We start from the raw sequence: 24852 nt of genomic DNA, 5'->3' as shown, positions 1-24852 counted from the left end.
TCATCTTTTTGATGGGATTTCCTCCCCGAGCATCAGGGCGTACAATTTTCCTTCGATCCGGGTAAAAGCGAAAGAATCGTCCCCGCCCTGACGGATGCCCAGCGCGCGGGCAATTCTTTCGGCATCGAACGGAAACTCTTTTTTCAGTAGATTGCAGCGGGAAATTCCCGCCGCTTTCAGGGCTTGTTTCAGCTTTTTCGGCTGATAGAATGCCATCTCGCGGATCGGGTAGACCCGGCCGAAGAACCGGTCGGGCGCCTGCCGCGACAGGCAGTAACCGCTCTGCGATACGGCGTAGCATCCGATCCGGGCAGCGTATCTCCGTACCAGACGGGCCTTGCAAAGCGACACGTCCGGCACCAACAGATACCCGTACGGCGGCTCGAAATCCGACGTCTGCGCCGGCTCGCCGTCCCCTCGTCCGAATACGAGCGAACCGCAGCCGGCCGCGACCGCCCGGACGCTTCCGGCCGGCGCGTCCGGCGCCGAAGGAACATCGATCAACACCTCTTTGCACTCGCCCTGCCGGGAAACGATATCGACGGTTATGCGGTCGCCGAACAGTCGGAACGCCTCGTCTATGTCGAACAACGGCGACGCCTTGACCACGACCCGGCGCGTTTTCTCCCGGATCGCCGGCAATAGCGAGACGATGTCCGGAGAACACTCCTCGAACCGGAACACTTTCCGGTTCCCTTCGCCGCGCCGCGCCGGATCCGCATACACCAGATCGGCCGTCCCGGGAAACGACTCTATGAAATGTTCGGCGGAGTCGTTCACCACCTCTATGTTCGAAATCCCCAGCAGCGAAAAATTCACGGCGGCGACCCGGGCCGTAACCGGATCGCGTTCGACGGCGATCACCCGGTCGAAACTTTTCGAAAAATGGGCCGAATCGACGCCCAGACCGCAGGTCAGATCGATGCAGAGCGCACCTCCGTACCGTTTTTCGGCGGCGACCGCCTCGCTGCTGGCCTGCTCGAACGCCAGCGGCGGCAAAATACAGCGGGCCCGGTAATAGGACGGGAGTTTGGTCCGGGCACGCTGTAAATATTTCAACTGGGTGGCCAGCAACGCTCCGCCGCCGCCCAGCCGCAGCGCGAGTCGTTCCGGCCGCTCGTCCAGATATTTCAAAACCGTTTGCCGGGACTCTTCCCGCAACAACCAATCAACTTCTTCGTGCGTCATGTTCGATCATTCGTTCCAAATTCAACGGGCGACTCCCCCGAAATATTCTTTGCGAGAATCCTCCCGCCATTTCAACCCGACGGCCAACGCCGCCAATACGACATAAGCGGCCGCCGCGCCGTACCCGTCGAAGCGCACGCCCGAAACCGAAGCGACGGGCGTGCCGGCGGCCCACGTTACGATCCCGTTCTGCGCCTGCAACAAAGCACCCGCTACCGCGCTGAAGACCGCGTTGAGTCCGGGAAAAGCGAAAAGCACCCACAAAATCCCCGTAAAAACGGACAAAAAGGCCGTCAGGATAACCAACGGATTAATGATCAGCGAAATTATAGGTATATTCCCGAAATTCCAGGCGACCAGCGGAAGCGTCCCGATCTGCGCCGCCGCGCCGAGCAACACCGAACTGCACACCGCATCGGCGATCCGGTTGCGGCATAGTTTTCTGCGATACAGTCGCGGATAGAAAAACAGGATCGACAGCACGGCCATAAACGACAACTGGAAACTGAGGTCGTAAAGATAGAACGGATTGGCGGCGAGCATCAGCGTCGCCGCGCCGAGCACGACGTTGTAACCGTTTCCCGGAACCGAACAGGCCAGGGCCAACTGTGCGGCGGAAAGCATCAACGCCGCCCGCACAGCAGACGGCGACAGCCCCGCCATCACGGCATAAAACCACAACGCCGATATGACCAGTACGTTTTTCGCCACATGACCGTACCGCAACAGCACCGTCCAACCGAACAGCAGGTTGGCAATCACCAGCACGAATCCCATATGCAGTCCCGACACGGCCAGAATATGCGCCACGCCGGTTTTCGAATAGTCCGCTTTCAGCCTGCGGTCAAGGTTCCGTTTATCCCCTGCGATCAGAGCCGACAGCAATTCCTGTTCCCTCTCGCCGACATGCAGCCGGTGGATACGTTCGACCGCCCACCGTTGCAGCGCCGCCGCATAACGGGTCGCCCGGCGCCCGTTCCCTGGCAGGCGCGAAATCACCTGATCCCCGCGCACATAGACGCGCGCGCCGATTCCGCGGCTGCGCATTAGCGTCCCGTAGCGACTCCCGGCCGTATCCACGGGATTCAGGTAGCCCACCACGTACAATTGCTCGCCCACGGCGATCCGTTCCGCCGTATCGACCCGCAATTCGACTTTTTCATCGACGCCCCGCCAACCGCTCCCGGCAGAGTCCAGCGGTCGGTATGCCCCCACACGAGCCACGGTCTGCCGCCACCGGCCGTTCGAAACCGGATTCTGTCCGACTTCGAGCACCATAGCCAGCCTTTCGCCGCGCGGCATCGCTTCCTTCCGAGCGCTCACGGCCGTAACCAGTATCCCCGAAAAGAAGAGCGCGACAGCCACCGTCCACCACCGGTAGGAACCTTTACGCTGCCGCCATGCGACGGCATAGCCGATAACGGCGGCCGCGACGATCAGCCAGTCGGGGGCGGTCACATACCGGAAAGCGAGAATACCCGCCGCGAAAAACGGAAGTATCCTCGCAAAAGGCGTTATGTCGATTTTATCGGAAAGTTGCATCGCGTCCGTCGGTTTTTAAGCGCCCCACGTATCGCGGTCAAGCGTCCGGTAACCGATCGCCTCGGCGATATGCGCCGGTTCGATCCGCCCGCCTCCTGCCAGATCGGCGATCGTCCGCGAAACCTTGAGAATCCGGTCGTAGGCCCGCGCCGACAGGTTGAAACGTTCCATCGCCTTGCGTAACAAAGCGCTCGATTCGGCCGAAAGCGGACAGAATTCCCGCAACTGACGGCTGTTCATCATGGCGTTGGTATATACCGGTGTTCCGGCGAAACGTTCGGTCTGAACCTGCCGTGCAGCCACCACGCGGCTGCGGATTGCGGCGCTGCTCTCCGCAGCCCCCGGTTGCGACAACTCCGAAAAATCCACAGGAATCACCTCAATGTGCAGGTCGATCCGGTCGAGCATAGGCCCCGAAATCCGGTTCAGGTATTTGGATACCGCCCCATGCGAACAGACGCACGCTTTGGTCGGATGGTTATAATAACCGCACGGACACGGGTTCATCGAAGCGACCAGCATGAAATTGGCCGGATACTGCACCGTGTATTTCGAACGGGAGACCGTGATTACTTTATCTTCCATCGGCTGACGCAGCGTCTCCAACAGGCTGCGTCCGAACTCGGGCAGTTCGTCGGCGAACAGGATTCCATTGTGGGCCAGCGATATTTCGCCGGGCTGGGGCGACGTTCCGCCGCCGACCAGAGCGGCCTGAGAAGTCAGATGATGCGGCGACCGGAAAGGCCGCGTCACCAACAGACCCGTTTCGGCGCCGAGCTTCCCGGCTACCGAATGTATCTTCGTGGTTTCGAGCGCCTCCTGCAACGTCATCGGCGGCATAATCGACGGCATACGCCGCGCCAGCATCGTTTTGCCCGACCCCGGAGGCCCGATCATCAGTACGTTGTGCCCGCCGGCCGCCGCGATCTCCAGCGCCCGTTTCACATGCGCCAGCCCCCGGACGTCGCCGAAATCGACGTCGAACCGTTCGGCATTTTCCCGGAATCGTCCTTCGAGATCGACCGTTGTCCGCGAAAGGGTATGCTCCCCGCACAGGAATCCGACCACCTCGCGCAGATGACCGGCTCCGTAAACCTCCAGCGATCCGACGACCGCCGCCTCCGCCGCATTCTGTTTCGGTAGGATAACCCCTTTAAATCCCTCTTTCTGCGCCTGTATGGCGATCGGCAACGCGCCCCGTACCGGCAACAGCGAACCGTCCAGCGACAACTCGCCCATCAGCACATAACGAGCCAGCGGAGCCGAATCCACCTGTTCGGTAGCCGCCAAAACAGCCACCGCGATCGGCAGATCGTAAGCCGACCCTTCTTTGCGGATATCGGCCGGGGCAAGGTTGACGATCACCTTCCGACCGCTCATCTTGTACGAACAGTTTTCGAAAGCGGCCCGGATACGTTCCTGGCTTTCGCGCACCGCATTGTCCGGCAGTCCGACCATGTAGAGTCCGATCCCCGCCGAGATATTCACCTCGACGGCGACCGTGATCGCCTCGATGCCGACAACGGCGCTTCCGTAACTCTTAACGAACATAACAGTCTGTTGCGTTGCTACGCGCCCCGGACAGATCCGAAGCGGTTATTCAAAAATCAAATCCTTTTCTCGTTTAGAACGGCGGATTCTCATCGTCCGGCGGCGTGCCGAAACCGCCGAGCTTGTTCGGCGCCGATCCCGACGGCACGCCGAATTCGCCATACCCGCCGAAATCGTTCATTGCTCCGCCGCCGGCATTTCCGCCGTCGATAGCCGATCCGAATTCGGAATTCATGCTGCTGTCCATCGAAAACCCGTCGCCGGAAATATCGTCGTAATCCATGAATTTCGCCTGTTCTTTGCGGAAACGCAACTTAATCGTATCAACCGCGCCGTTACGGTGCTTGGCGACGATGATCTCGGCCATGCCCTGCGTGGGAGTGCCGTCCTCGTCGGTCATCAGCCCGTAATACTCCGGGCGGTGGATAAAGGCCACCAAGTCGGCGTCCTGCTCGATGGCGCCCGATTCACGCAGGTCGGACAGTTGCGGCCGTTTGTTGCCACCGCGCGACTCGACCGAACGGTTCAACTGCGAAAGCGCGATGATCGGGATGTTCAGCTCTTTGGCGATCGCCTTCAGCGAACGCGAAATCATCGCCACCTCCTGCTCGCGATTTCCGCCGCGCGTATCGACCGCGGCGGTCATCAACTGCAGGTAGTCGATAATCACCAGTTGGATATCGTACTGCGTCTTCAGCCGGCGCACCTTCGAACGAAACTCGTAAATCGACAGGGCCGGCGTATCGTCGATAAACAGCGGCGCACCGGCCAACGGCTTGATCGACGATTCGAGATGCTTCCACTGCTCGGGCGTCAACTGTCCGTTGCGCACGTCGCGCGAGTCGAGTCCCGACTCGCCGACGATCAGACGCATCATCAACTGCTCGGCGCTCATTTCGAGCGAGAAGAAGGCAACCCCTTTTTCGAAATCGACCGCCACGTTGCGCGCCAGCGACAACACGAAAGCCGTCTTACCCATCGACGGGCGCGCCGCAATGATAATCAGGTCGGAAGGCTGCCAGCCGAGCGTCAGCCGGTCAAGGTGCGTAAACCCGGTCGGCACGCCGCTAAACCCGCCCTCGCGTTTCGAAGCCTCCTCGATCGCGAGCAGCGTTTTAGTCAGGATATCGCGCGACTTCTGCACGTCGCGCTTCACGTGGCCTTCGGACACTTTGAAAATCTCGCCTTCGGCCAAGTCGATCAGGTCGGTTACGTCCATCGACTCGTCGTACGCTTTCTTCTGTATCTCGGTCGCCGCGCGGATCAGCTCGCGCTGGACGAACTTCTGGGCGATAATTTTGCTGTGAAATTCGATATGCGCCGCCGATCCCACCTTCTGGGTCAACTGCGCGAGGTAGGCCGCACCGCCCACTGCAGACAGTTTGCGGGTTTGCTTCAGTTTTTCGGTAACGGTATACAGGTCGATCGGTTTGAGTTCCATCGACAGCTCCATGATCGCCTTGTAGATGATCTGGTGCGCCTCTTTGTAAAAAGCTTCGGGAGTGATGATCCCCTGTATTTCGATCACGGCGTCCTTTTCGAGCATCAGGGCGCCGAGCACGGCCTCTTCCAGTTCGACGGACTGCGGCGGAATCAACCCGACCGTATCGGTCAGCGCGGCCGCAGCCTCTTCATTGTTCGGATTCGGGGTGTAACGTTTTGCCATAATTCAATTCTCAACGGTCATGTAAAGATACGATTTTAATCGACACGGGGAAAGACCGCGGCGATTTTTCGGACTTACCGTTCGCCGCGCCGGTCTTTCCATCCGAAAAAATAACTTTTCTGCCTTCGCTTTTCGTCCTGCGAACGCGCGACATACACTTTTTCGTCCGTGTACGGATTTTCGCCCGTGTAAAACATCACCGACGACAGCGTCATCGGGGTGGGGGTCAGGTCCTGCACCTGTTCGAGCCGGAAATGCAGCCGCCGCGTCTCGGCCGCCAGGTTGCGCATATCCCGTTCGGTACACCCCGGATGGCTCGAAATGAAATAGGGGATCAACTGATAATTCAATCCCTCGTCCCGGCATATTTTCTGAAAACGTTCGTTCAGGTCGCGGAACAGCGCGAACGACGGTTTGCGCATCAGCCGCAGCACGCCGTCCTCGGTATGTTCGGGAGCCACTTTCAGCCGCCCGGATACGTGGTTCACGACCACTTCGCGCAGGTAATCCCGGTTGTTGTCGCCGAACAGATCGTAGCGTATTCCGCTGCCGATAAACGATTTTTTGACTCCGGCCAACCGGTCTACCTTACGGTACAGTTCCATCAACGGCCGGTGGTCGTTGTTCAGGTTGCGGCACAGCGACGGATAGATGCACGACGGACGGCTGCATTTGCGGCACAACGCTTCGTTGCGCCCGCCCATCCGGTACATATTGGCCGACGGCCCGCCCAGGTCGGAAATATATCCTTTGAAACCCGGCATCCGCGTCAGTTTCCGCACTTCGTCGAGCACCGACTCCTCGCTGCGGCTCGAAACGAACTTGCCCTGATGCGCCGAAATCGTGCAGAAACTGCACCCGCCGAAACAGCCCCGATGCAGGTTCACCGAAAATTTAATCATCTCGTAAGCCGGAATATCGCCTTTGCCGTTATAGCGCGGATGCGGCAAGCGGGTATAGGGCAGGCCGAAACTGTGGTCCAGCTCCTGTTCGGACAGTTTCGGATACGGCGGATTGATCACGACGAAACGGTCGCCGACCGGCTCGACCAGCGTCCGGGCTTCCATCCGATTCGATTCGGTTTCGATCCGGACGAAATTCTCGCCGAACGCCCGCCTATCTTTCAGACATTTTTCAAAACCGTGCAGCCTCAACGCCTCGTCGCCGAGCGAATCCACATACCTATCGTCGGCCAGGAAGGCCACCTGACGCAATTTGCGCAGCAGGTTCAGGTTGTAACCGTTGTGCATCGCCCGCGCGATGTCGAGCACCACCCGTTCGCCCATGCCGTAAGTCAGCAGATCGGCCCCGCTGTCGACCAGCACGGAAGGTTTCAGAGAGTCGCTCCAGTAATCGTAATGCGCGGCCCGGCGCAGCGAAGCCTCGATCCCGCCGATCACGACCGGCGTATCCGGGAAAAGCCGTTTTAAAATGCGGGTATAAACCGTTACGGCATAATCGGGCCGGAAACCGGCCTTTCCGCCGGGCGTATAGGCGTCGTCGCTGCGCAGCCGCTTGTTGGCCGTATAGTGGTTGACCATCGAGTCCATGCTTCCGGCCGACACGCCGAAAAACAGCCGCGGCTTGCCCAGCTTGCGAAAATCGCGCAGGTCGTCCCGCCAGTTCGGCTGCGGCACGATCGCCACGCGCAGTCCTTCGGCCTCCAGCAACCGGCCGATCACGGCGGCCCCGAACGACGGATGATCGACATAAGCGTCCCCGGAGAACAAGATCACATCCAGTTCGTCCCACCCGCGCGCCCGAACCTCTTTGACCGAAGTCGGCAGCCAATCCGTTATCTTATACGAAATCCCCATCTTTACCGAATCAACAGCGAACTGTCCCCGTAACTTAAAAACCGGAACCCGTTGTCCAACGCATAGCGGTACGCCCTGCGCCAATCCTCGCCGATAAAGGCTGACACCAACAGCAACAGCGTGCTCTTCGGTTGGTGAAAGTTGGTTATCAGGCTGTTCACGACCCGAAACCGGTATCCGGGCATAATCATGATCCGCGTGGAGGTTTTGATCTTCTGCAACCGCTCCCGTTCCATATAGTCCGCCAACGCCGCCAGCAATTCCCGGCCGTCCAGCCCGTCGGGAATGTCGTAAATTTCCCATTGCCCGACGACTCGTTCCGGATCCGGCTCCCCGTCGCGGACAATGCGGTAGCCGAGCGCCGCCAGCGATTCGAGCGTCCGCACGCTGGTCGTTCCCACCGCGGTAACGCGCCCGTCGTATGCGATCAGATTCCGGATCGTGGAAACCGAAAACTCGAAATGCTCGGTATGCATCCGGTGGTCGATCACGCGGTCCGTTTTGACCGGCAGGAAAGTGCCGGCCCCGACGTGCAGGGTCACCTCGTCGGTCGGATGCCCGGCCCGACGCAGCGATTCGATCAGTTCGGGCGTAAAATGCAGGCCGGCGGTCGGCGCGGCGACCGATCCCTCGAACTTCGAATAGACTGTCTGGTAGCGGCTGTTGTCCAGTTCCTCGCTTTCGCGGCGCAAATAGGGCGGAATCGGAATCCGCCCGAGCGTTTCGAGCAGTTGCCCGAACGACAAGTCGACATCCCAGCGGAACCGGACGATTTGTTCCTTCTCCCCGGCGGATACCTTTTCGGCGCTCAGGCGGCAGGAACATGCGCTCAGTTCGAAATCGATATGCAACGGGCCGTCCTTCCACTTTTTCAGGTTACCGACGATGCACGACCACTCGGAACTTTCTTTGGCGGCGAACGCCCGCTCGTAATCGGCCGGATCATGCGGTTCGAGGCAGAATATTTCGATCCGGGCTCCGGTTTCCTTATAGAAAACGAGCCGCGCCCGGATTACTTTCGTATTGTTGAACACCAACAGGCTGCCTTCGGGCAGGTATTTCCCCACTTCGAAAAAACGGTCTTCCGAAACCCGTCCGTCGCGGCAGAGCAACAGTTTCGACTGCTCGCGGCGTTCCAGCGGAAATTTGGCGATCCGCTCCTCGGGCAGCGGATAATCGTAATCGGATATACAGATATTTTGTTTCATGCACAGTTGACCGGCGAACCGGATTTTCCTGCAAAGGAAATAAAAAACGAACGGTTTCGAGCCATATCCGACCGGCGAATCCCTTTTTTTCGTACTTTTGGTATTCGAAAAATCACTAAACGAACATCTCGATGAAAAAAATCGTCTTTTGTTTTCTCGGCCTACTGGCCGTATTATATACCGCGTCGGCACAGTCGTACACGTTCAACCACGGCCCATATCTGCAAGAACTCTCCGAACACGCGGTCACATTCGTCTTTACGACCAGCGACAAAGGCTTTTCGTGGGTGGAAGTGAAACCGGACGGCGGAGAAGCCGAACGACACTACACCGTCAGGAACGGCTTGCGCGACGCCTACAACACGTTCAACGTGATTCGCGTCGAAAACCTCCGGCCGGACACCCGTTACCAGTACCGGCTCTGTTCGAAGCAAATCGCCGACTTCCAGCCTTACAAAGTGACGTTCGGCGACAGCATCGTCTCGCCCTGGCGCCGCTTCTCGACTCCGGATCCGAAAGCGACCGCCTGCTCGTTCATCGCGCTGAGCGACATGCATCAGCAGCCCGATAAACTGGGCCGCCTGCTGAACCAGGCCGGCGTCGGCAGCGCCGATATGATTTTCTACGTCGGCGACATGATGAATTACTACGACAACGAAGAAACGCCGTTCCGGAGCTTCATCGATAAAAGCGTCGAGCTGTTCGCCTCGGAAAAACCGTTCGTACTGGTGCGCGGCAACCACGAAACGCGCGGCAACATGGCCCGCGAATACGCCCGCTACGTTCCGAAAAGCAGCGGAAAATATTACGGAGCCTACCGCGTGGGCGACATCATGTTCATCGTGCTCGACTGCGGCGAGGACAAGCCGGACGATTTCTGGGTCTACGCCGGACTGACCGACTTCGACGGATACCGTACCGAACAGGCCGCCTGGTTCGGCGAACTGATACGCTCGAAAGCGTACAAAAGCGCGAAATGGCGCATCGTGATGAACCATTTCCCGCCGCTTTCGCACATGGAGAGCGACAATCCCGAGCGCCACGGGATACAGGACATCACGGACAAATTCCTACCGCTGTACAACCAAGCGAAGATCGACCTGATGATTTCCGGGCACACCCACGCTTACGAATTCATGTCGCCGGACAAGTACGACCGACTGACTTTCCCGGTAATCGTCAACAGCACCGAAAGCGTCGCACGGATCGATATCGACGGACGCACGCTGAAAGCGAAAGTGACGGACACCGGAGGCAACACGCTCAAAGAATTTACAATCAGCAAGTAACCCGCCGTATCGACTTTCTACAAGGCCGGCGCCTGAAAATAAGGTGCCGGCTTTTTTCACGGCCTACCGGCAGGAACTTCCGGACGACGATTCTCCGGAAGATAAAATTAACGGCGGGACGGCCCGTATTTCGGTTTCATTTGATTACCTTTGCGGGGCACAGCAGGGAAGCTCTGTCGCTGCTCCCGGGGCCGGAATGCATTCGACGATATTTTGGTTCGCATACGGGAGGGGAGGAAAGTCCGGGCAACGCAGAGCGCCGCGCTTCCTAACGGGAAGATTCTCGCGAGGGAATGGCAAGCGTAACAGAAAACGACCGCCGTCCGCAAGGACGGTAAGGGTGAAAAGGCGGGGTAAGAGCCCACCGCGGCCGTGGCGACACGTGCCGGTCAGTACGTCCCGCGGGTTGCAAGACCATGTATACCGGCAGTTGTAGGGCTGCTCGTCCGATGTCGGGGGGTAGGTTGCTGACGAGCCGTGCGGGTGACCGCCGGCCTAGATAAATGACAGAGGCCTTCGCTCGCGAAGGTACAGAACCCGGCTTACAAGCCCTGCTGTGCTTTTTTACTTTTTCTGCGCCAGGACGAGGATCGGATGGTAGGTCAGCGCGACGCGACCGTCCGGCATACTGAAATGTTCCCGGTAAGCCGTTTCGAAATCCATCAACTGTTGCTTTCCCCAGCGCGCCTTGCGGATCGAGTTCACGCCGGTGGCCTTGATATGCCGCAATACGTCGGCCGGAGTGTCGAACGGCAGATGGCGCGTGTATTCGAGCGTTTCGACGATCCCGTATCCGGCAGCGGTCAACAACTCCTGCAACTGCTCGCTGGTATAGTAATGCAACCCTTCGCCGGTCGTAGCCCGGATCTCCCGGAAATTGTCGGTACCGAACGTCGTAAACGCGAAGTAACCGCCGCAGCAAAGGCTCCCGACCGCGCGGTCGATAAAAAGCGGCAGGTTGTCGAACCACTGCACGGCCGACGCCGACGCGATCATATCCAGCTCTCCGGGCAGCGGCAGCAGTTCCGCATCGCCCCACAGGTATTCCACATAGTGTCCGGACGCATAAGGCCGCAAATAGATTTCCGATTCTTCGATCAGGTCGTTGACGATCCATTCGGCGTCCGGATAGCGCCGCAGCAGGTAGCGCGTAAGGAAGCCGGTTCCGCAGCCGACCTCCATCGCCCGGCCGATCCGCCCGGGGCAGATCCGCCCGATCATTTCGTCCAACTGGCCGCAGATCTCCTGCTGAACGACGGCCAGCGAATCGTACTGCCGGAACGTGGCGGCAAAACGTTTTTTGAGTAACTGTTTATCGGTTGTCATTTTCAATCTTTTTTAAGTAGCCGGACACGATGCCGGGATCGCCGAAAGGGTAGTGCGGCAACGGTTTTACGACGGCCTTTTCTTTCCAGTAGGCAAGCATGTTCGCCGGCGGGAAAATCGCGTCCCGGTCGCCCACGACCGCCGCCGTCCAATCCAGCGACGGCATATACGGTTCGGCGGAGCGTTCGAACAGCACGCCGAGTTCGTCGAGTTTGTCTTCGAACGGCCGCTCGTCGAAAAACGGGGCGAGCCGGTCGTAATCCGCGCCGTAGGCGCGGCGGTTGAACGTTTCCGCCCCGCTGCCGCGCAGTCCCCGGAGCGTCGCCAGGAACGCCCTGCGCGGAATGCCGAAACGGTCGTCCACCGGATAGGGCGTTCCGCCCAGCGCGACGGCGCAATCCGACGCAACGTCGCGGCACGTCCGTTCGGCGGCCCACACCCCGAACGACCATGCAAAAAGCGTGACATTCCGGTAGGCGGAAAACTCCTCCGCAGCGAACGGTTCCAGCGTACGGTAATCGTATACGCAGAGCATATCGTACCCCTCGGGCGCGAGGTGCTCGACCGCGTGATGATCCGCCGCCCAGCCCAGCATGAAAAGGATCAGGCCGGGATTCCCGTCCCGCGTCAACCAATACTTGCGCATATTTCGGTAAATTTTCGGATTTCGTCGGCCGTGAGCGCCGCGCTGAGCGACACGCGCACCCGAGCTTTCCCTTTCGGCACCGTCGGATAACGAACCGGCATCACCCAGTAGCCCGCTTCGCGGAAACGCCGGCTCATTTCAATCGCCCGGCCGTTTTCTCCGGCCGGCAGCGGAACGATGTGGGAACGGTACGCATCCCCGGTAATCAACCGCGAAAATTCCCGCAGCCGGGCGCGGCGGTCTTCCATCTCCGGCAAACGCCGCACCAGGTATTCCGACCAGCGCAGCGAAATCGGAGGCAGCGCCGTCGAGAAGATCAGCGTCCGGAGCCGGTTAATCAAGAAATCGCGCGTCAGCCCGTCCGTAACGACGAACGCCCCCTGCGACGCGAGCGCTTTGCCGAGCGTCGCAATACGGACATCGCAATCGTCCCCGACGCCCATCTCCGCGGCGACTCCGCATCCCTGCGGCCCGCAGGCCCCGAATCCGTGCGCTTCGTCGACATACAGCTTCGCGTCGTAACGCCGTTTCAGCGCGGCCAGCTCTTTCAGCGGCGCGCGATCGCCATCCATGCTAAAAATCGATTCGGTCACGATCCAAACGTTCCGGTACGAACGACGGTGGGCGGCCAATAACCGCTCCAAATGTCCCGTATCGTTGTGGTTGAACCGTTTCCAGTCGGCTTCGCACAACCTGAGTCCGTCGATCAGGCTGGCATGCACCAGCTTGTCGGCCAGTACCAGATCCCCCTTGCCGGTAACGGCCGGCAGCACGCCCGAATTGACCATGTAACCGCAGCCGACGACTAGTACGGCACGCCCGCCGAACAGTTCCGACAGCGCCATCTCAAGCCGTCCGTAATCCGGACTGTTGCCGGTAATCAGCCGCGAAGACGGATTACTAAGCAGAAAATCCCCTCCGTCGGTCATCCGCCGCATAAACTCCCGGTGCAGGCCGCTGCACGAAAGGCCCAGGTAATCGTTCGACGACAGATTCAGGTATTTACGACCTTCGTAAACGACGTATTTCCCGTCGATCCCTATTTCGGGCAGCGTCCGCAGGTTGTCTTCGGCCGCCAGCCGCCGCAATGTTTCGCGCATCATACGAAAATCTCCTCTTCTTTTCTTTCCAGCAGCGCGCACACCGCCTTCCTTCCTTCGGCCCCCAGATCGACCGAATATTCGTTTACGAACAGTTCGATATGCCGGTGCGTCACCTCCTCGCTGAGTTCCTGCGCATACCCGCGCACGAATTCCGCCGAAGCCGACGGCTCGGCGAACGCGAATTCGACGCTGCGCCGCAACACCCGGTCGATCTTCCGCTGCGTCTGCCGGTCAAGCCGCCGCGATACGGCGATCGCGCCGAGCGGCAACGGCAGTCCGGTCTTTTTCTCCCACTCCTCGCCGAGATCGGCCACCAGCCGCAACCCTTTTTCGCGGTACGTAAAACGTCCTTCGTGGATCAGCACCCCGGCGTCGCATTCGTCGCTCATTACGGCGTCGGCCACGTCCGAGAAAAGATAGACCCGCTTGTCGGTCACGCCCGGATACAACGTCGCCAACAGGCGGTTGGCCGTCGTGTGCTCGCCGGGGATCGCCACCCGAATACCGCTCACTTCGTCCGGGTAAATCCGGTGGCGGCTGACCAGCAGCGGCCCGTTGCCGCGCCCCAGCGCGCTGCCGCTGTGCAACACCCGGTAACGGTCGAGCAACTGCGGCACGACCGCATAACTCAATTTCGAAATGTCCGGAACGCCTTGCAACGCTCCGGCGTTCAGTTGTTCGATATCGGCCAGCGAAAGGTCGAATTCGAGACCCTCGGTGTCGATACGGCGGTGCACCATCGCATCGAACATGAACGTATCGTTCGGACAGGTCGATATATGAAGCTGTAATTTCATGTTCGCTCGGTATTTAAGAAATGCAACAATTCGCACAGCGAGTCGGCCAACGCGGTCACCGCCCCCCGGACGTCCCATTCCGGAAACGGATCGCCGACGCGGTTGGAAACGGCGCGCAGTTCCAGGAACGGCACTCCGCACTGCAGGCAGGCATAAAAGAACGCCGCGCCTTCCATATTCTCGATCTGCACCCCGACGCGATCGGCGAACGGAGTACCCGCGACGCCGACGCTGTTGCTATCGACCGCACGGAACGGAACCCCTGCCGGCAGCCACGGGCAGTCGTAACGCCCACTGAACTTCGGCGTGAAATCGCCGGCCACGAACGAACCGGCATCGGCGGCGCACTCCGAAGCGACCAGCACCGTCTGCCCGACGGACAATCCGCTGCCGGGATACGCCCCCGCGATCCCGGCAAGGATCAGCAACTGCGGGTCGCAATCGCGGACCGCCGCCATTGTCGTCACAGCGCAGCGATACGGGCCGACCCCGGCGATCCGGATTTCGGGCCCGTCGGCGGCACCGTAGCGGAAAGGCGCTATTTCAGGCTCCGTCGGACTCAGTATGACGATCTTTTCGTTCTTCACGGCAAGCGGTTTTGATTCTCAGAATATGGATCGAGACGAACAAAGATACGGTAAAAAGCAAAACGGCGACCCAAATCCGGCTATTAAGTACGATGCCGACGAACAGCATGGAACTCCACATCACCGACAACACGGTTATCTTGACCGACAGCGGGATTCCCCGACCGCTCCTGTAATCGCGCAGGTAGCGGCCGAAAACCCGGTTCTGAAGCATCCAGCGGTTCATCCGGGGATCGCTTTTCGAAAAGCAGTAAACGGCCAGCAGCAGGAAAGGCGTGGTCGGCAGCATCGGAACGAAAGCCCCGACGAAACCGAGCCCGACGGCCAGGTATCCGGCGATTTTGAGCAGCGTATTCTTCATAGTCGTACGAAACGGGCGCAAGATACGAAAAATCAAAAAAATGTTTACCTTTGTGACGCTTCCGGCGGCCGGCGGATCGCATCCGGCAGGTGCAATCCCCAGTTTCTCAAAAGGAACGCGTTGCGCACCGGAAACGCCTCGCAGGGAGCATCATCCGATAATTATCATTTTTATGTCAGAAAATTCGATACTTTCACGCCTCGACGGACTGAAGATCAAATACGAAGAGATCGGCCAGCAGATGACCGATCCGGAAGTGATCGCCGATATGAAAAAATTCGTAGCGCTGAACAAAGAGTATAAAGAACTGCAGCCGGTGGTCGAAACCAGCGAAAAATACCGGACGGCGCTGAACCACCTCGCCGAAGCCAAAGAGATCCTCACGACCGAAAAGGACGACGAACTGCGCGAAATGGCGCGCATGGAGGTCGCCGAGTTGGAACCGGAACTCGAGCGGCTGGAAGAGGAGATCAAGCTGCTGCTGATTCCGGCCGACCCGCAGGACAGCAAGAACGCCATCGTCGAAATCCGCGGCGGAACCGGCGGCGACGAAGCGGCCCTGTTCGCCGGCGACCTGTTTCGCATGTATACCAAATACATCGAGAAACGCGGTTGGAAATACGAGATCAACAGCATGAGCGAGGGCACTTCGGGCGGATTCAAGGAGATCGTGATGAAAGTGATCGGCGACAGCGTCTACGGCGTGCTGAAATACGAATCGGGCGTACACCGCGTACAGCGCGTGCCGCAGACCGAAACCCAAGGCCGCGTACACACGTCGGCCGCGTCGGTGGCCGTACTGCCCGAAGCCGAAGAGTTCGACCTGGAAATCAATATGAATGACATCCGCAAGGATATTTTTTGCGCATCGGGGCCCGGCGGCCAGTCGGTCAACACGACCTATTCGGCGATTCGGCTGACCCACATCCCGACGGGCATCGTCGTGCAGTGCCAGGATCAGAAATCGCAGTTGAAGAACTTCGACAAGGCGTTCGAAGAGTTGCGTACCCGTATTTACAACCTGGAGTACCAAAAATACCTCGACGAGATCGCCGGCAAGCGTAAGACGATGGTGTCGACCGGCGACCGCAGCGCCAAGATCCGCACCTACAACTATCCGCAAGGCCGCGTGACCGACCACCGGATCAACCTGACGCTCTACAACCTGAGCGCCGTGATGGACGGCGACATCCAGGAGATTATCGACAAGTTACAGGTAGCAGAGAATGCCGAACGGCTGCGCGCGAGCGAAGAGTAACGAACCTCAAAAACGAATACTCCATGACTTCATCGGAACTTTTCGAACAGATCAGGCGGAAACGCAGTTTCCTGTGCGTAGGCCTGGATACCGATCCGAACAAAATCCCGCAGCGCCTGCTGTCCGAAGACGATCCGGTTTTCGCCTTCAACCGGGCGATCGTCGACGCCACGGCGGCATACGCCGTATGCTACAAGCCCAACCTCGCTTTTTACGAGGAAAACGGCGCGAAAGGCTGGGAAAGTTTCGTCAAAACGGTGCGATATATCCGGGATAACTATCCCGAAATCATGATTATCGCCGACGCCAAACGGGGCGATATCGGCAATACGTCGCAGATGTACGCCCGCGCCTTTTTCAGCCAAGATCTGGCCGACGGGGTGACGTTGTCTCCGTACATGGGACGCGACACGGTCGACCCGTTCCTCCGCTTCGACGGCAAATGGGCGGTCATTCTGGCGCTGACCTCCAACCCGAGCGCCGCCGATTTCGAAATGCAGCGGCTCGAAGAGGGCGGCTATCTTTATGAAAAAGTGATCGACGTATCGAGCGGATGGGGCACGGCCGAAAACATGATGTACGTCGTCGGCGCGACGCAAGCCCGGATGCTGAAAGGAATCCGGGAACTGATCCCGAACCATTTCCTGCTCGTCCCGGGAGTGGGCGCGCAGGGCGGCAGCCTCGAAGAAGTGGCCCGTTACGGGATGAACGACCGTTGCGGTCTGCTGGTCAATTCCTCGCGCGGGATCATTTATGCCGACCGATCGGAACTCTTTGCCGACACGGCCGCGAAAAAAGCGGCCGAAATGGCTGCCCAGATGGCCGAATTATTGTCCGCGCACGGCTTGTAAAAAACGATTCCGAAAAATAACGCCCCGGAATATCATACGATTTCGGGGCGTTTTCATTTTCATCCGCATACGCCGACACTCTCCCGATCCGGCGACATAATTCCATGAGATATGAAAAGGATATTCCTTTCCGGTCTGTTTCGTTCGGACTTTTCTATCCCGCAAAAAACGGCGTGACCCGGGATTTCGCAAAACTGGCACTGAAAATGAGCACTCCGTTACGGCGTTACCCGACACCGTTCGAACCCTTCCGTCCGTTTGACGGGGTCGAAACGAATCGCCCGGTATATAAAATTTTCTATCGTTCAAAATTAAGTAATATTTCATTAAAAAATCAAACTATGGACAATTCTTTTGAAACGCTGCTCGAACATTCGAAACAGGCGATCCGTTACTGGTGGTTGCTGCTGCTGACCGGCATCGCGCTATTCATCATCGGCCTGGTCGTATTCCTGTACCCGGCGCAAAGTTACCTGGGCATGTCGCTGATGTTCGGTTTTCTGATCTTCTTTTCCGGCCTGTTCCAGATCATTCTTTCGGCCGGCAACAAACACTACATGACCGGGCGCGGATGGATGCTGGCCGGCGGCATCATCGAGGTGATCTTGGGCGTCATCCTGATCTTGAATACGGCGCTGTCCGCAGCGACGCTGCCGATCTTCCTCGCTTTCTGGTTGTTGTTCCGCAGCTTCAGCGCGATCGGACTGGGCAGCGACATGAACGCGATGAACGTTCCCGGTTCGGGATGGACGATCGTAAGCGGCGTCCTACTGCTGCTGCTTTCGATGTGGATCCTGTTCCAGCCGATACTGTTCGGGACGGCGGCCGTGATCATCTGGGTAGGCATTTCACTGCTTTTCGCCGGGATGTCGGCCTGTATTTTCGCCTTCCAACTGCGCGACGTACACAAACATATGAAATAGAATATTCGTTATTTTTCTCTGCAAATCCCGGCTCCGGCCGGGATTTTTCGTTTCGTACGAGCCTTTCCCGAAAAACATCGCTTTTGCGGTACAACCGCCCGTCCGTACGCGAAAGATCCGATCCGCAAAATCCGGAATCGTCCTCGATCCGCTTTTTCAATGGGAAAATTAGAATCTTTTTCTAAAAATCCGTATCTTTTGGGCAAAAATCGCCGACTCGCTACAAAGTCGGCTTCAACCCAATTTATTCAGGACATGGCTTCTTCTCAAGTATTTTTCACAAACCTCCGCACCACGCCGACCAGCAACCTGCTGGACAAAATGGAGCGACTGGTTCGCCGGGCGGGCATCGCCGGCATCGATTTCGAGAACCGTTTCGCCGCGATCAAGATTCATTTCGGGGAACCGGGCAACATGGCCTACCTGCGGCCCCAGTACGCCGCCCGGATGGCCGGACTGCTGCGTTCGCTCGGCGCGAAACCGTTCCTGACCGACGCCAACACGCTCTATTCGGGACGACGCGCGAATGCCGTCGACCACCTACAGAGCGCTATGGAGAACGGCTACAACCCGATCTCCGCACAATGTCAGGTCATCATTGCCGACGGACTGAAAGGCATCGACTACCGGGAAATCGAAATCGACGGCGAATACTGCAAAGCACCGAAAATCGGCGCGGCCGTCGCCGACGCAGACATTGTCATCTCGATGACCCATTTCAAAGGACACGAACAGACCGGATTCGGTGGTACGCTGAAGAACCTCGGCATGGGTTGCGCCAGCGTCGGCGGCAAGCTGGAACTGCACTGCGCGGCCCAGCCCGTCGTCAAAACGGAAAACTGCCGAGGCTGCAACATCTGCGTAAAACACTGCGCGCACGACGCCATACACCTGAACCCGGAACGGAAAGCCGAGATCGACTACTCGAAGTGCGTCGGCTGCGGACAATGCATCGCGTTATGCCAGTACGACAGCGCGTCGATGGGGGCCAACGATACATCGGAACGCCTGAACTACAAAATCGCCGAATACACGAAGGCCGTGCTGAAAGACAAGCCGAACTTCCATGTCAGCTTCATCATGAACGTCTCGCCGGAATGCGACTGCTGGAATCACAACGACGCCGCCGTCGTCCCCGACCTCGGAATCGCCGCTTCATTCGACCCGGTAGCCCTGGACAAAGCCTGCGCCGACCTGGTGATCCACGCGCCCGCGTTGCAGACGGTCAACCGACTTACCGAAAGTCGTCCGCACGAACACCTCGAAGATACCGACAAATTCCGACTGATGCATCCCGACACCGACTGGCTGGCCGGACTGACGCACGCCGAAAAGATCGGAATCGGAAACATGCAATACGAACTGATCGAGGTGAGGTAACGTTTCCTCCCCGAAGATACTCCGCAATACCGCAATCGAATAACTTTAAAATACAACTATGTTATGGAAACGACTGTAAAACTCTATTCGCTGAACTTCCGACAGGCCAAGACCTATTGGTTCACGCTGCTGTTCGTAGCCGGCAATCTGATTCTGCCGCAATTATGCCATCTGATTCCGCAGGGGGGACTGATCCTGCTGCCGATCTACTTCTTTACGCTGATCGCAGCCTATAAATTCGGCATCCGGGTCGGCCTGCTGACGGCCGTGCTCTCTCCGCTGGCGAACAGCGCGCTGTTCGGGATGCCCGCTGCCGCCGTACTGCCCGAGATCCTGATCAAATCGGTCACGCTGGCCGTAGCCGCCGCTATGGCGGCCCGTTACCTGAAAAACGTTTCGATGCTGGCGATGGTCGCCGTCGTACTGGCTTACCAGATCATCGGCTCGCTGTTCGAATGGGTCCTCACGGGCAGCTTCCTTACCGCCATGCAGGATTTCCGTCTCGGCGTTCCGGGCATGTTGTTGCAGATCGTAGCCGGGTACGCGCTGCTGAAATGGCTGGCCAAACGCTGACACGATGCCGAGAAAAACATTCGAAGAAGTGCTGACCCGTTTCCGGGAAATCCCGATCCCGGAAGATTTCGACCTGCTGGTAGCGATCGCCAACGGCGGGATCATACCGGCCGCGCCGTTGAACCTGCGGCTGAACAAAGAGGTTCGCCCGCTGCGAATCAACCTGCGCGACGAATGCCAGCGGCCGAAATACGACAAACCGAAAACGGCTGGTCCCGGTCGACTTCGACGTAAAGGGGAATGCGGACTACGCGCTGTACAACGAAGCTTGCTTCCGATTTCCAGGGATACTCTGACCGTATGAACGTACCGACGAAACTTTACCTATGCGCCGCAATGGCATGCTGCGGCATGATTTCCGCACGGAGTGCCGTACCGGAACGCTTCGCCGACTCCGTACGGATGGACGAAGTGATCGTGACCGGATCGCGGCCGGCGGTAAACTTCCGCAACCTGCCGATGAGCGTATCGGTCGTCGAGGAACGGCAAATCGAACGGCGGTTCGAACCGTCGCTGCTGCCGGTGCTGACCGAACAGGTGCCCGGACTGTTCATCACCGGACGCGGCGTGATGGGGTACGGCGTGGCGGCCGGCGCGGCCGGCGGTATGAAAATCCGGGGAGTAGGGGGCGAACCCACTTCCGGGGTGCTGGTGCTGATCGACGGACATCCGCAGTACATGGGCCTGATGGGGCATCCGCTGGCGGACAGTTACCAGTCGATGAACGCCGAACGGGTGGAAGTGGTGCGCGGCCCGGCCTCGATCCTGTACGGGTCGAACGCGATGGGCGGCGTCGTAAACATCATCACGAAAAAAGGGCAAGCGGATGGCGTCTACAACATGGCCCGCCTGATGTACGGCTCGTTCAACACGCTGAACGTCGAAGTGAGCAACGCCGTGCGGAAAGGAAAATTCAACAGTTTCGCCGCGCTGAATTACAGTCATACCGACGGACACCGCAAGGACATGGGATTCGGCGGTTGGGGAGGCTACCTGAAGCTGGGCTACGACTTCACCGCGCACTGGAAAGCGTTCGCGGACGTGAACCTGAACCATTTCGCCGCCTCGAACCCCGGTTCCGTCACCGCTCCGCTGATCGACAACGATGCGCTGATTACCCGCGGAATGACCTCGTTCTCGCTCGACAACCGCTACGAACGCACGTCGGGATCGCTGAAATTCTTTTACAACTTCGGATATCACAAAATCGACGACGGGCACAGCCCGGGACAACCGTCGCCGGACTACCGTTTCCGTTCGCGGGACCGGATGCTGGGCATCACGGCCTACCAGTCGTACCGGCTGTTTACGGGCAACCAGACGACGCTCGGAGCGGACTACCAACGCAGCGGGGGACGCGCCTGGAACCGCTATCCCGACCGAGACGAACAGTTGGCCGACAAGACGCTGAACGATGTGGCGGTCTACCTGAACATGCAGCAGACGCTCGCGAGATGGATGACGCTGAACGCGGGCGTCCGCATGGATTATAACCCGCACTTCGGCGCGCAGTGGGTCCCGCAGTTCGGGATCAGTTTCCCGATAGCGCCCGAAACCGTCCTCAAAGCGATCCTCAGCAAAGGATTCCGGACACCGACCATCCGCGAAATGTACATGTTTCCGCCGCAAAATCCCGACCTGCGACCCGAAAGGCTGATGAATTACGAGTTCTCCGTTACGCAGAGTTTCTGGCAACGCAAACTGTCGCTGAGCGCCAATGTTTACTACCTTAAGGGCGACAACACGATCCAGGCGGTTTTCGACGGCAACCGGCCGATAAACGTCAACACGGGCCGGATCGAAAACTACGGCGTGGAACTGACCGCGCGATACCGGGCCGCCCGGTCGCTGGCCTTCTCGGGCAATTACAGTTGGCTGCACATGGAATACAAAATACTGGCGGCGCCGCAGCACAAACTGTACGCCGGTATCGACTTTATCCGGCCGCGCTGGAGCGTATCGACCGGGGTGCAATACGTCCGCGGACTCTATACGGATCTGAAAGCGCCGGGCACGGAGCAATTCGTATTGTGGAACCTACGCGCCTCGTGGCAAGCGAGCTCCGTCGTCGAACTTTTCGCGCGGGGCGAGAACCTGCTGGCTCAGGACTACGAAATCAACGCCGGTTACCCGATGCCCCGAGCCACGGTTTTCGGCGGCGTGAACCTGCGCTTCTGATATACTTCGAAAACAACCCGACTAAAAACAAACGCGATGGACAGACGAGATTTCTTAAAGGCGATCGCCCTGACGGGGGTTGCGATGATTATCAAGCCGGGCGGAACGATGGATCTGCTGGCCCAATCCGTCACCGACCCCGCTACGGGAGGAAAAACCGACCTGATCGCCGTCATGGGCGGCGAACCGGACGCCATGTTCCGCAAAGCGATCGCCGAAATGGGCGGCATGAAAAAGTTCGTCAAAGCAGGGGCCAAAGTGGCCGTCAAACCGAATATCGGCTGGGACAAAACGCCCGAACTGGCCGGCAACACCAATCCCAAGCTGATCGCCGAGATCGTAAAACAATGCCTGGCCGCCGGAGCCAAGGAGGTCGCGGTTTTCGACCACACCTGCGACGACTGGATCAAATGTTATAAAAACAGCGGCATCGAAGATGCCGCCAAAACCGCAGGCGCGAAAGTCGTTCCGGCCCACGAGGAGTCCTATTACCGCGACATTTCGCTGCCGCACGGCAAAATCCTCAAAAACGCCAAGGTGCACCGGGCGATCCTCGACAGCGACGTCTGGATCAACGTACCGGTGCTCAAACACCACGGGGGAGCCAACCTGACCATCTCGATGAAAAACCTGATGGGCATCGTCTGGGATCGCGGCGCATTCCACCGCGACGACCTGCAACAGTGCATCGCCGACATCTGCACGCTGCAAAAGAAACCGGCGCTGAACGTGGTGGACGCCTACCGCGTGATGAAGACCAACGGACCGCGCGGTCAGTCGGCCGACGACGTGGTGCTCGCCAAAGGGCTTTTCGTATCGCCGGACATCGTCGCCGTCGACACGGCCGCCACGAAATTCTTCAACCAGATCCGCGAAATGCCGATGGAATCGGTCGGACATCTGGCCAACGGCCAGGCGCTGAACATCGGCACGACGGATCTCGATAAGTTGAACGTCAAACGAATCAAACTGTAAAAAGACGAAAACATCATGCTCAGAAAGTTGCGTGTGGTAGCGGCGGCGGCGACCTTTACCCTGATTACGCTCTACTTCCTCGACTTCGCCGGATGGCTGCCGGAAAGTTTTCACGGACTGGTCAGTATCCAATTCCTGCCGGCGGTGCTGTCGTTGAGCCTCGTCACGCTGGCCGGGCTAATTCTGGCGACGCTGCTGTTCGGGCGGATTTACTGTTCGGTCGTCTGCCCGACGGGCATTTTCCAGGATATCGTGAACCGAATCGCCGGCCGGTTGCAGAAAAAACGGAAACGGTTCGCGTTCGCGCCGGCGAAAACGATCCTAAGGTGGTCGGTGCTCGGAGTCGTCGTAGTCACGTACTTGTTCGGCCTGACCGTCGTGCTGAGCCTGCTCGATCCGTACGGGGCTTACGGGCGGTTGGTATCGAATGTCTTCAGCCCGGTCTACATGGCCGGCAACAACCTGCTGGAAGCGATTTTCACGAAATTCGACAACTATACTTTCTACCGCACGGAAGTCGCCGTCGTCAGCCCGCTGGCTTTTATCGTCGCACTGGCCACGTTCGGAATCATCGGTTTTTTGGCATGGAAACACGGTCGCTCGTACTGCAATACGATCTGTCCGGTCGGCACGCTGCTGGGTTTCCTGAGCAAATACGCGCTGTTCAAAATCAGGATCGACAAGAACAACTGCAACGGTTGCGGCGTATGCGCTTCGAAATGCAAAGCGTCGTGCATCGACCGCAAGACGCACACGGTCGATTACAGCCGTTGCATAGCCTGTTTCGATTGCCTGGACAACTGCCGGCAGCAGGCGATCCAGTTCTCGTCCACCGCATCGAAAGCGGCGGTTCCGTTGGCCGTAAAAAAGGGCGGTATCCCGCAAACGGTTCCTACGTCTTCGCAACCTGCCCCTTGCAGCCCGCCCGAAACGGCAGGCGTTTCCGAATCGCCCGACCGGTCGCGGCGGCAGTTCCTCGGCACGCTGCTGGCGACCGCCGCCCTGCTGCCCGAAGCATTCGCCAGGAAACAGGAAGAGTTGCTATCGGGCCGCAAAGGGTACAAACGGCAGCATCCGCTCTGCCCCCCGGGAGCGGTCAGCCCGGAGCACCTGCTCAAACACTGCACGGCCTGCCACCTATGTATCGCCAAATGCCCGTCGCACGTACTGAAACCGGCCGTAACCGAATACGGACTCGGCGGGGTAATGCAGCCGGTAATGTATTTCGACCGCGGATTCTGCAATTTCGACTGTACCGTTTGCTCGGACGTATGTCCGAACGGGGCGATCCATCCGCTTACCGTCGAGCAAAAGCACTTGACGCAGGTGGGGCGCGTCGTATTCATTAAGGAAGATTGCATCGTCTATGCCGACGAAACGAGTTGCGGCGCCTGCTCCGAGCACTGTCCGACGCAAGCGGTGACGATGATCCCGTACAAGGAGGGACTGACCATCCCGTCGATCGACCCGGATATCTGCGTCGGATGCGGCGGCTGCGAATACGTCTGCCCGGCACGACCGTTCCGGGCGATCCACGTGGAAGGCAATCCGGTGCAACAGCAGGCGAAACCGTTCGAACGGTCGGGCGGCAGCGACATCAAAATCGACGATTTCGGATTTTAAAATGCGCAGA

The 24852-nt window shown here is 58.7% G+C and carries 21 protein-coding genes, 1 other RNA gene and 1 pseudogene; 11 read left to right on the top strand and 12 right to left on the bottom strand.

What is annotated here, in order from left to right; translation table 11 throughout:
- The 6 genes from PGR91_RS06405 to PGR91_RS06380 all read right to left on the bottom strand — a co-directional run bounded on the left by PGR91_RS06405 (position 1) and on the right by PGR91_RS06380 (position 8972).
- A complete protein-coding gene (locus PGR91_RS06405; RefSeq protein WP_118656582.1) occupies positions 1–1188 on the bottom strand; it encodes a THUMP-like domain-containing protein in 1188 nt (395 codons plus the stop codon).
- A 21-nt stretch (positions 1189–1209) separates the two neighbouring features.
- Positions 1210–2730, bottom strand: coding sequence for a ComEC/Rec2 family competence protein (locus PGR91_RS06400; RefSeq protein WP_118656580.1), 1521 nt, complete (start codon positions 2728–2730; stop codon positions 1210–1212).
- 15 nt (positions 2731–2745) lie between these two features.
- Complete coding sequence (locus PGR91_RS06395) at positions 2746–4281, bottom strand: YifB family Mg chelatase-like AAA ATPase (protein ID WP_055204136.1); 1536 nt, start codon at positions 4279–4281, stop codon at positions 2746–2748.
- Positions 4282–4354: 73 nt separating this feature from the next.
- Positions 4355–5947: a replicative DNA helicase gene (gene dnaB, locus PGR91_RS06390; RefSeq protein ID WP_055204133.1), complete on the bottom strand. Its 1593-nt coding sequence runs from the start codon at positions 5945–5947 to the stop codon at positions 4355–4357.
- A gap of 74 nt (positions 5948–6021) precedes the next feature.
- Complete coding sequence (locus PGR91_RS06385; protein ID WP_101570661.1) at positions 6022–7764, bottom strand: YgiQ family radical SAM protein; 1743 nt, start codon at positions 7762–7764, stop codon at positions 6022–6024.
- Positions 7765–7766: 2 nt separating this feature from the next.
- On the bottom strand, positions 7767–8972 hold the full coding sequence (locus tag PGR91_RS06380; RefSeq protein ID WP_118457472.1) for an S-adenosylmethionine:tRNA ribosyltransferase-isomerase: 1206 nt from the start codon (positions 8970–8972) through the stop codon (positions 7767–7769).
- A 131-nt stretch (positions 8973–9103) separates the two neighbouring features.
- Here PGR91_RS06380 and PGR91_RS06375 point away from each other — a divergent pair, with 131 nt between their 5' ends.
- Both PGR91_RS06375 and rnpB read left to right on the top strand, forming a co-directional pair.
- Positions 9104–10261: an FN3 domain-containing metallophosphoesterase family protein gene (locus PGR91_RS06375; protein ID WP_118656578.1), complete on the top strand. Its 1158-nt coding sequence runs from the start codon at positions 9104–9106 to the stop codon at positions 10259–10261.
- 160 nt (positions 10262–10421) lie between these two features.
- Positions 10422–10822: RNase P RNA component class A (rnpB, locus tag PGR91_RS06370), an RNA gene on the top strand.
- 3 nt (positions 10823–10825) lie between these two features.
- Here rnpB and bioC read toward each other — a convergent pair.
- Genes bioC through PGR91_RS06340 form a run of 6 tightly spaced genes read right to left on the bottom strand, consistent with a single transcriptional unit; the run spans position 10826 to position 15081 of the window.
- A complete protein-coding gene (gene bioC / locus PGR91_RS06365) occupies positions 10826–11587 on the bottom strand; it encodes a malonyl-ACP O-methyltransferase BioC (protein ID WP_055204125.1) in 762 nt (253 codons plus the stop codon).
- The gene (locus PGR91_RS06360) at positions 11574–12233 is read right to left on the bottom strand and encodes a pimeloyl-ACP methyl esterase BioG family protein (protein WP_101570667.1); all 660 of its coding nucleotides are present in this window, start codon (positions 12231–12233) and stop codon (positions 11574–11576) included. Before PGR91_RS06360 ends, bioC begins: the two co-directional genes overlap by 14 nt.
- On the bottom strand, positions 12215–13336 hold the full coding sequence (locus PGR91_RS06355) for an aminotransferase class I/II-fold pyridoxal phosphate-dependent enzyme (protein WP_101570669.1): 1122 nt from the start codon (positions 13334–13336) through the stop codon (positions 12215–12217). Before PGR91_RS06355 ends, PGR91_RS06360 begins: the two co-directional genes overlap by 19 nt.
- Positions 13333–14133, bottom strand: coding sequence for a 1,4-dihydroxy-6-naphthoate synthase (locus PGR91_RS06350; protein ID WP_118656576.1), 801 nt, complete (start codon positions 14131–14133; stop codon positions 13333–13335). The genes PGR91_RS06355 and PGR91_RS06350 overlap by 4 nt, the downstream gene beginning before the upstream one ends.
- On the bottom strand, positions 14130–14720 hold the full coding sequence (locus PGR91_RS06345) for a purine phosphorylase (RefSeq protein WP_101570672.1): 591 nt from the start codon (positions 14718–14720) through the stop codon (positions 14130–14132). Before PGR91_RS06345 ends, PGR91_RS06350 begins: the two co-directional genes overlap by 4 nt.
- Positions 14677–15081: a YbaN family protein gene (locus PGR91_RS06340; RefSeq protein ID WP_070103317.1), complete on the bottom strand. Its 405-nt coding sequence runs from the start codon at positions 15079–15081 to the stop codon at positions 14677–14679. Before PGR91_RS06340 ends, PGR91_RS06345 begins: the two co-directional genes overlap by 44 nt.
- A 172-nt stretch (positions 15082–15253) precedes the next feature.
- On the opposite strand from PGR91_RS06340, the gene prfA reads away from it, so the two are divergent.
- The 9 genes and pseudogenes from prfA (at position 15254) to PGR91_RS06295 (ending at position 24842) form a co-directional block, all read left to right on the top strand.
- Positions 15254–16339: a peptide chain release factor 1 gene (gene prfA, locus PGR91_RS06335; protein WP_055204545.1), complete on the top strand. Its 1086-nt coding sequence runs from the start codon at positions 15254–15256 to the stop codon at positions 16337–16339.
- A gap of 23 nt (positions 16340–16362) precedes the next feature.
- Positions 16363–17190, top strand: coding sequence for an orotidine-5'-phosphate decarboxylase (gene pyrF, locus PGR91_RS06330; protein WP_118656574.1), 828 nt, complete (start codon positions 16363–16365; stop codon positions 17188–17190).
- A 341-nt stretch (positions 17191–17531) separates the two neighbouring features.
- On the top strand, positions 17532–18113 hold the full coding sequence (locus PGR91_RS06325) for an HdeD family acid-resistance protein (protein WP_055204543.1): 582 nt from the start codon (positions 17532–17534) through the stop codon (positions 18111–18113).
- Positions 18114–18368: 255 nt separating this feature from the next.
- Positions 18369–19493 carry a DUF362 domain-containing protein gene (locus PGR91_RS06320; RefSeq protein ID WP_055204113.1) on the top strand — a complete coding sequence of 375 codons (1125 nt, stop codon included), beginning with the start codon at positions 18369–18371 and terminating at the stop codon, positions 19491–19493.
- 63 nt (positions 19494–19556) lie between these two features.
- Positions 19557–20066, top strand: coding sequence for an ECF transporter S component (locus PGR91_RS06315; RefSeq protein WP_118656572.1), 510 nt, complete (start codon positions 19557–19559; stop codon positions 20064–20066).
- Between the two features lie 4 nt (positions 20067–20070).
- Positions 20071–20362 (top strand): annotated as a pseudogene (locus PGR91_RS06310) (phosphoribosyltransferase).
- A 4-nt stretch (positions 20363–20366) separates the two neighbouring features.
- Complete coding sequence (locus PGR91_RS06305) at positions 20367–22244, top strand: TonB-dependent receptor (RefSeq protein ID WP_182424240.1); 1878 nt, start codon at positions 20367–20369, stop codon at positions 22242–22244.
- A 36-nt stretch (positions 22245–22280) separates the two neighbouring features.
- Positions 22281–23219, top strand: a complete 939-nt coding sequence (locus PGR91_RS06300) for a DUF362 domain-containing protein (protein ID WP_101570684.1) — start codon at positions 22281–22283, stop codon at positions 23217–23219.
- A gap of 15 nt (positions 23220–23234) precedes the next feature.
- Complete coding sequence (locus PGR91_RS06295; RefSeq protein WP_118656570.1) at positions 23235–24842, top strand: 4Fe-4S binding protein; 1608 nt, start codon at positions 23235–23237, stop codon at positions 24840–24842.
- Positions 24843–24852: the final 10 nt, after the last annotated feature.

Source organism: Candidatus Alistipes pullistercoris (genome assembly GCF_027665465.1).
In the GTDB taxonomy this organism is placed as follows: Bacteria; Bacteroidota; Bacteroidia; order Bacteroidales; family Rikenellaceae; genus Alistipes_A; species Alistipes_A hominis.
Note: the sequence above shows the minus strand (reverse complement) of the source record. Positions and strands in the feature narration are given on the sequence as shown.

Coding starts and splice junctions, on each gene's coding strand:
- PGR91_RS06405 (WP_118656582.1), bottom strand. CDS start 1,188: ATGACGCACGAAGAAGTTGATTGGTTGTTGCGGGAAGAGTCCCGGCAA.
- PGR91_RS06400 (WP_118656580.1), bottom strand. CDS start 2,730: ATGCAACTTTCCGATAAAATCGACATAACGCCTTTTGCGAGGATACTT.
- PGR91_RS06395 (WP_055204136.1), bottom strand. CDS start 4,281: ATGTTCGTTAAGAGTTACGGAAGCGCCGTTGTCGGCATCGAGGCGATC.
- dnaB (WP_055204133.1), bottom strand. CDS start 5,947: ATGGCAAAACGTTACACCCCGAATCCGAACAATGAAGAGGCTGCGGCC.
- PGR91_RS06385 (WP_101570661.1), bottom strand. CDS start 7,764: ATGGGGATTTCGTATAAGATAACGGATTGGCTGCCGACTTCGGTCAAA.
- PGR91_RS06380 (WP_118457472.1), bottom strand. CDS start 8,972: ATGAAACAAAATATCTGTATATCCGATTACGATTATCCGCTGCCCGAG.
- PGR91_RS06375 (WP_118656578.1), top strand. CDS start 9,104: ATGAAAAAAATCGTCTTTTGTTTTCTCGGCCTACTGGCCGTATTATAT.
- bioC (WP_055204125.1), bottom strand. CDS start 11,587: ATGACAACCGATAAACAGTTACTCAAAAAACGTTTTGCCGCCACGTTC.
- PGR91_RS06360 (WP_101570667.1), bottom strand. CDS start 12,233: ATGCGCAAGTATTGGTTGACGCGGGACGGGAATCCCGGCCTGATCCTT.
- PGR91_RS06355 (WP_101570669.1), bottom strand. CDS start 13,336: ATGATGCGCGAAACATTGCGGCGGCTGGCGGCCGAAGACAACCTGCGG.
- PGR91_RS06350 (WP_118656576.1), bottom strand. CDS start 14,133: ATGAAATTACAGCTTCATATATCGACCTGTCCGAACGATACGTTCATG.
- PGR91_RS06340 (WP_070103317.1), bottom strand. CDS start 15,081: ATGAAGAATACGCTGCTCAAAATCGCCGGATACCTGGCCGTCGGGCTC.
- prfA (WP_055204545.1), top strand. CDS start 15,254: ATGTCAGAAAATTCGATACTTTCACGCCTCGACGGACTGAAGATCAAA.
- pyrF (WP_118656574.1), top strand. CDS start 16,363: ATGACTTCATCGGAACTTTTCGAACAGATCAGGCGGAAACGCAGTTTC.
- PGR91_RS06325 (WP_055204543.1), top strand. CDS start 17,532: ATGGACAATTCTTTTGAAACGCTGCTCGAACATTCGAAACAGGCGATC.
- PGR91_RS06320 (WP_055204113.1), top strand. CDS start 18,369: ATGGCTTCTTCTCAAGTATTTTTCACAAACCTCCGCACCACGCCGACC.
- PGR91_RS06315 (WP_118656572.1), top strand. CDS start 19,557: ATGGAAACGACTGTAAAACTCTATTCGCTGAACTTCCGACAGGCCAAG.
- PGR91_RS06305 (WP_182424240.1), top strand. CDS start 20,367: ATGAACGTACCGACGAAACTTTACCTATGCGCCGCAATGGCATGCTGC.
- PGR91_RS06300 (WP_101570684.1), top strand. CDS start 22,281: ATGGACAGACGAGATTTCTTAAAGGCGATCGCCCTGACGGGGGTTGCG.
- PGR91_RS06295 (WP_118656570.1), top strand. CDS start 23,235: ATGCTCAGAAAGTTGCGTGTGGTAGCGGCGGCGGCGACCTTTACCCTG.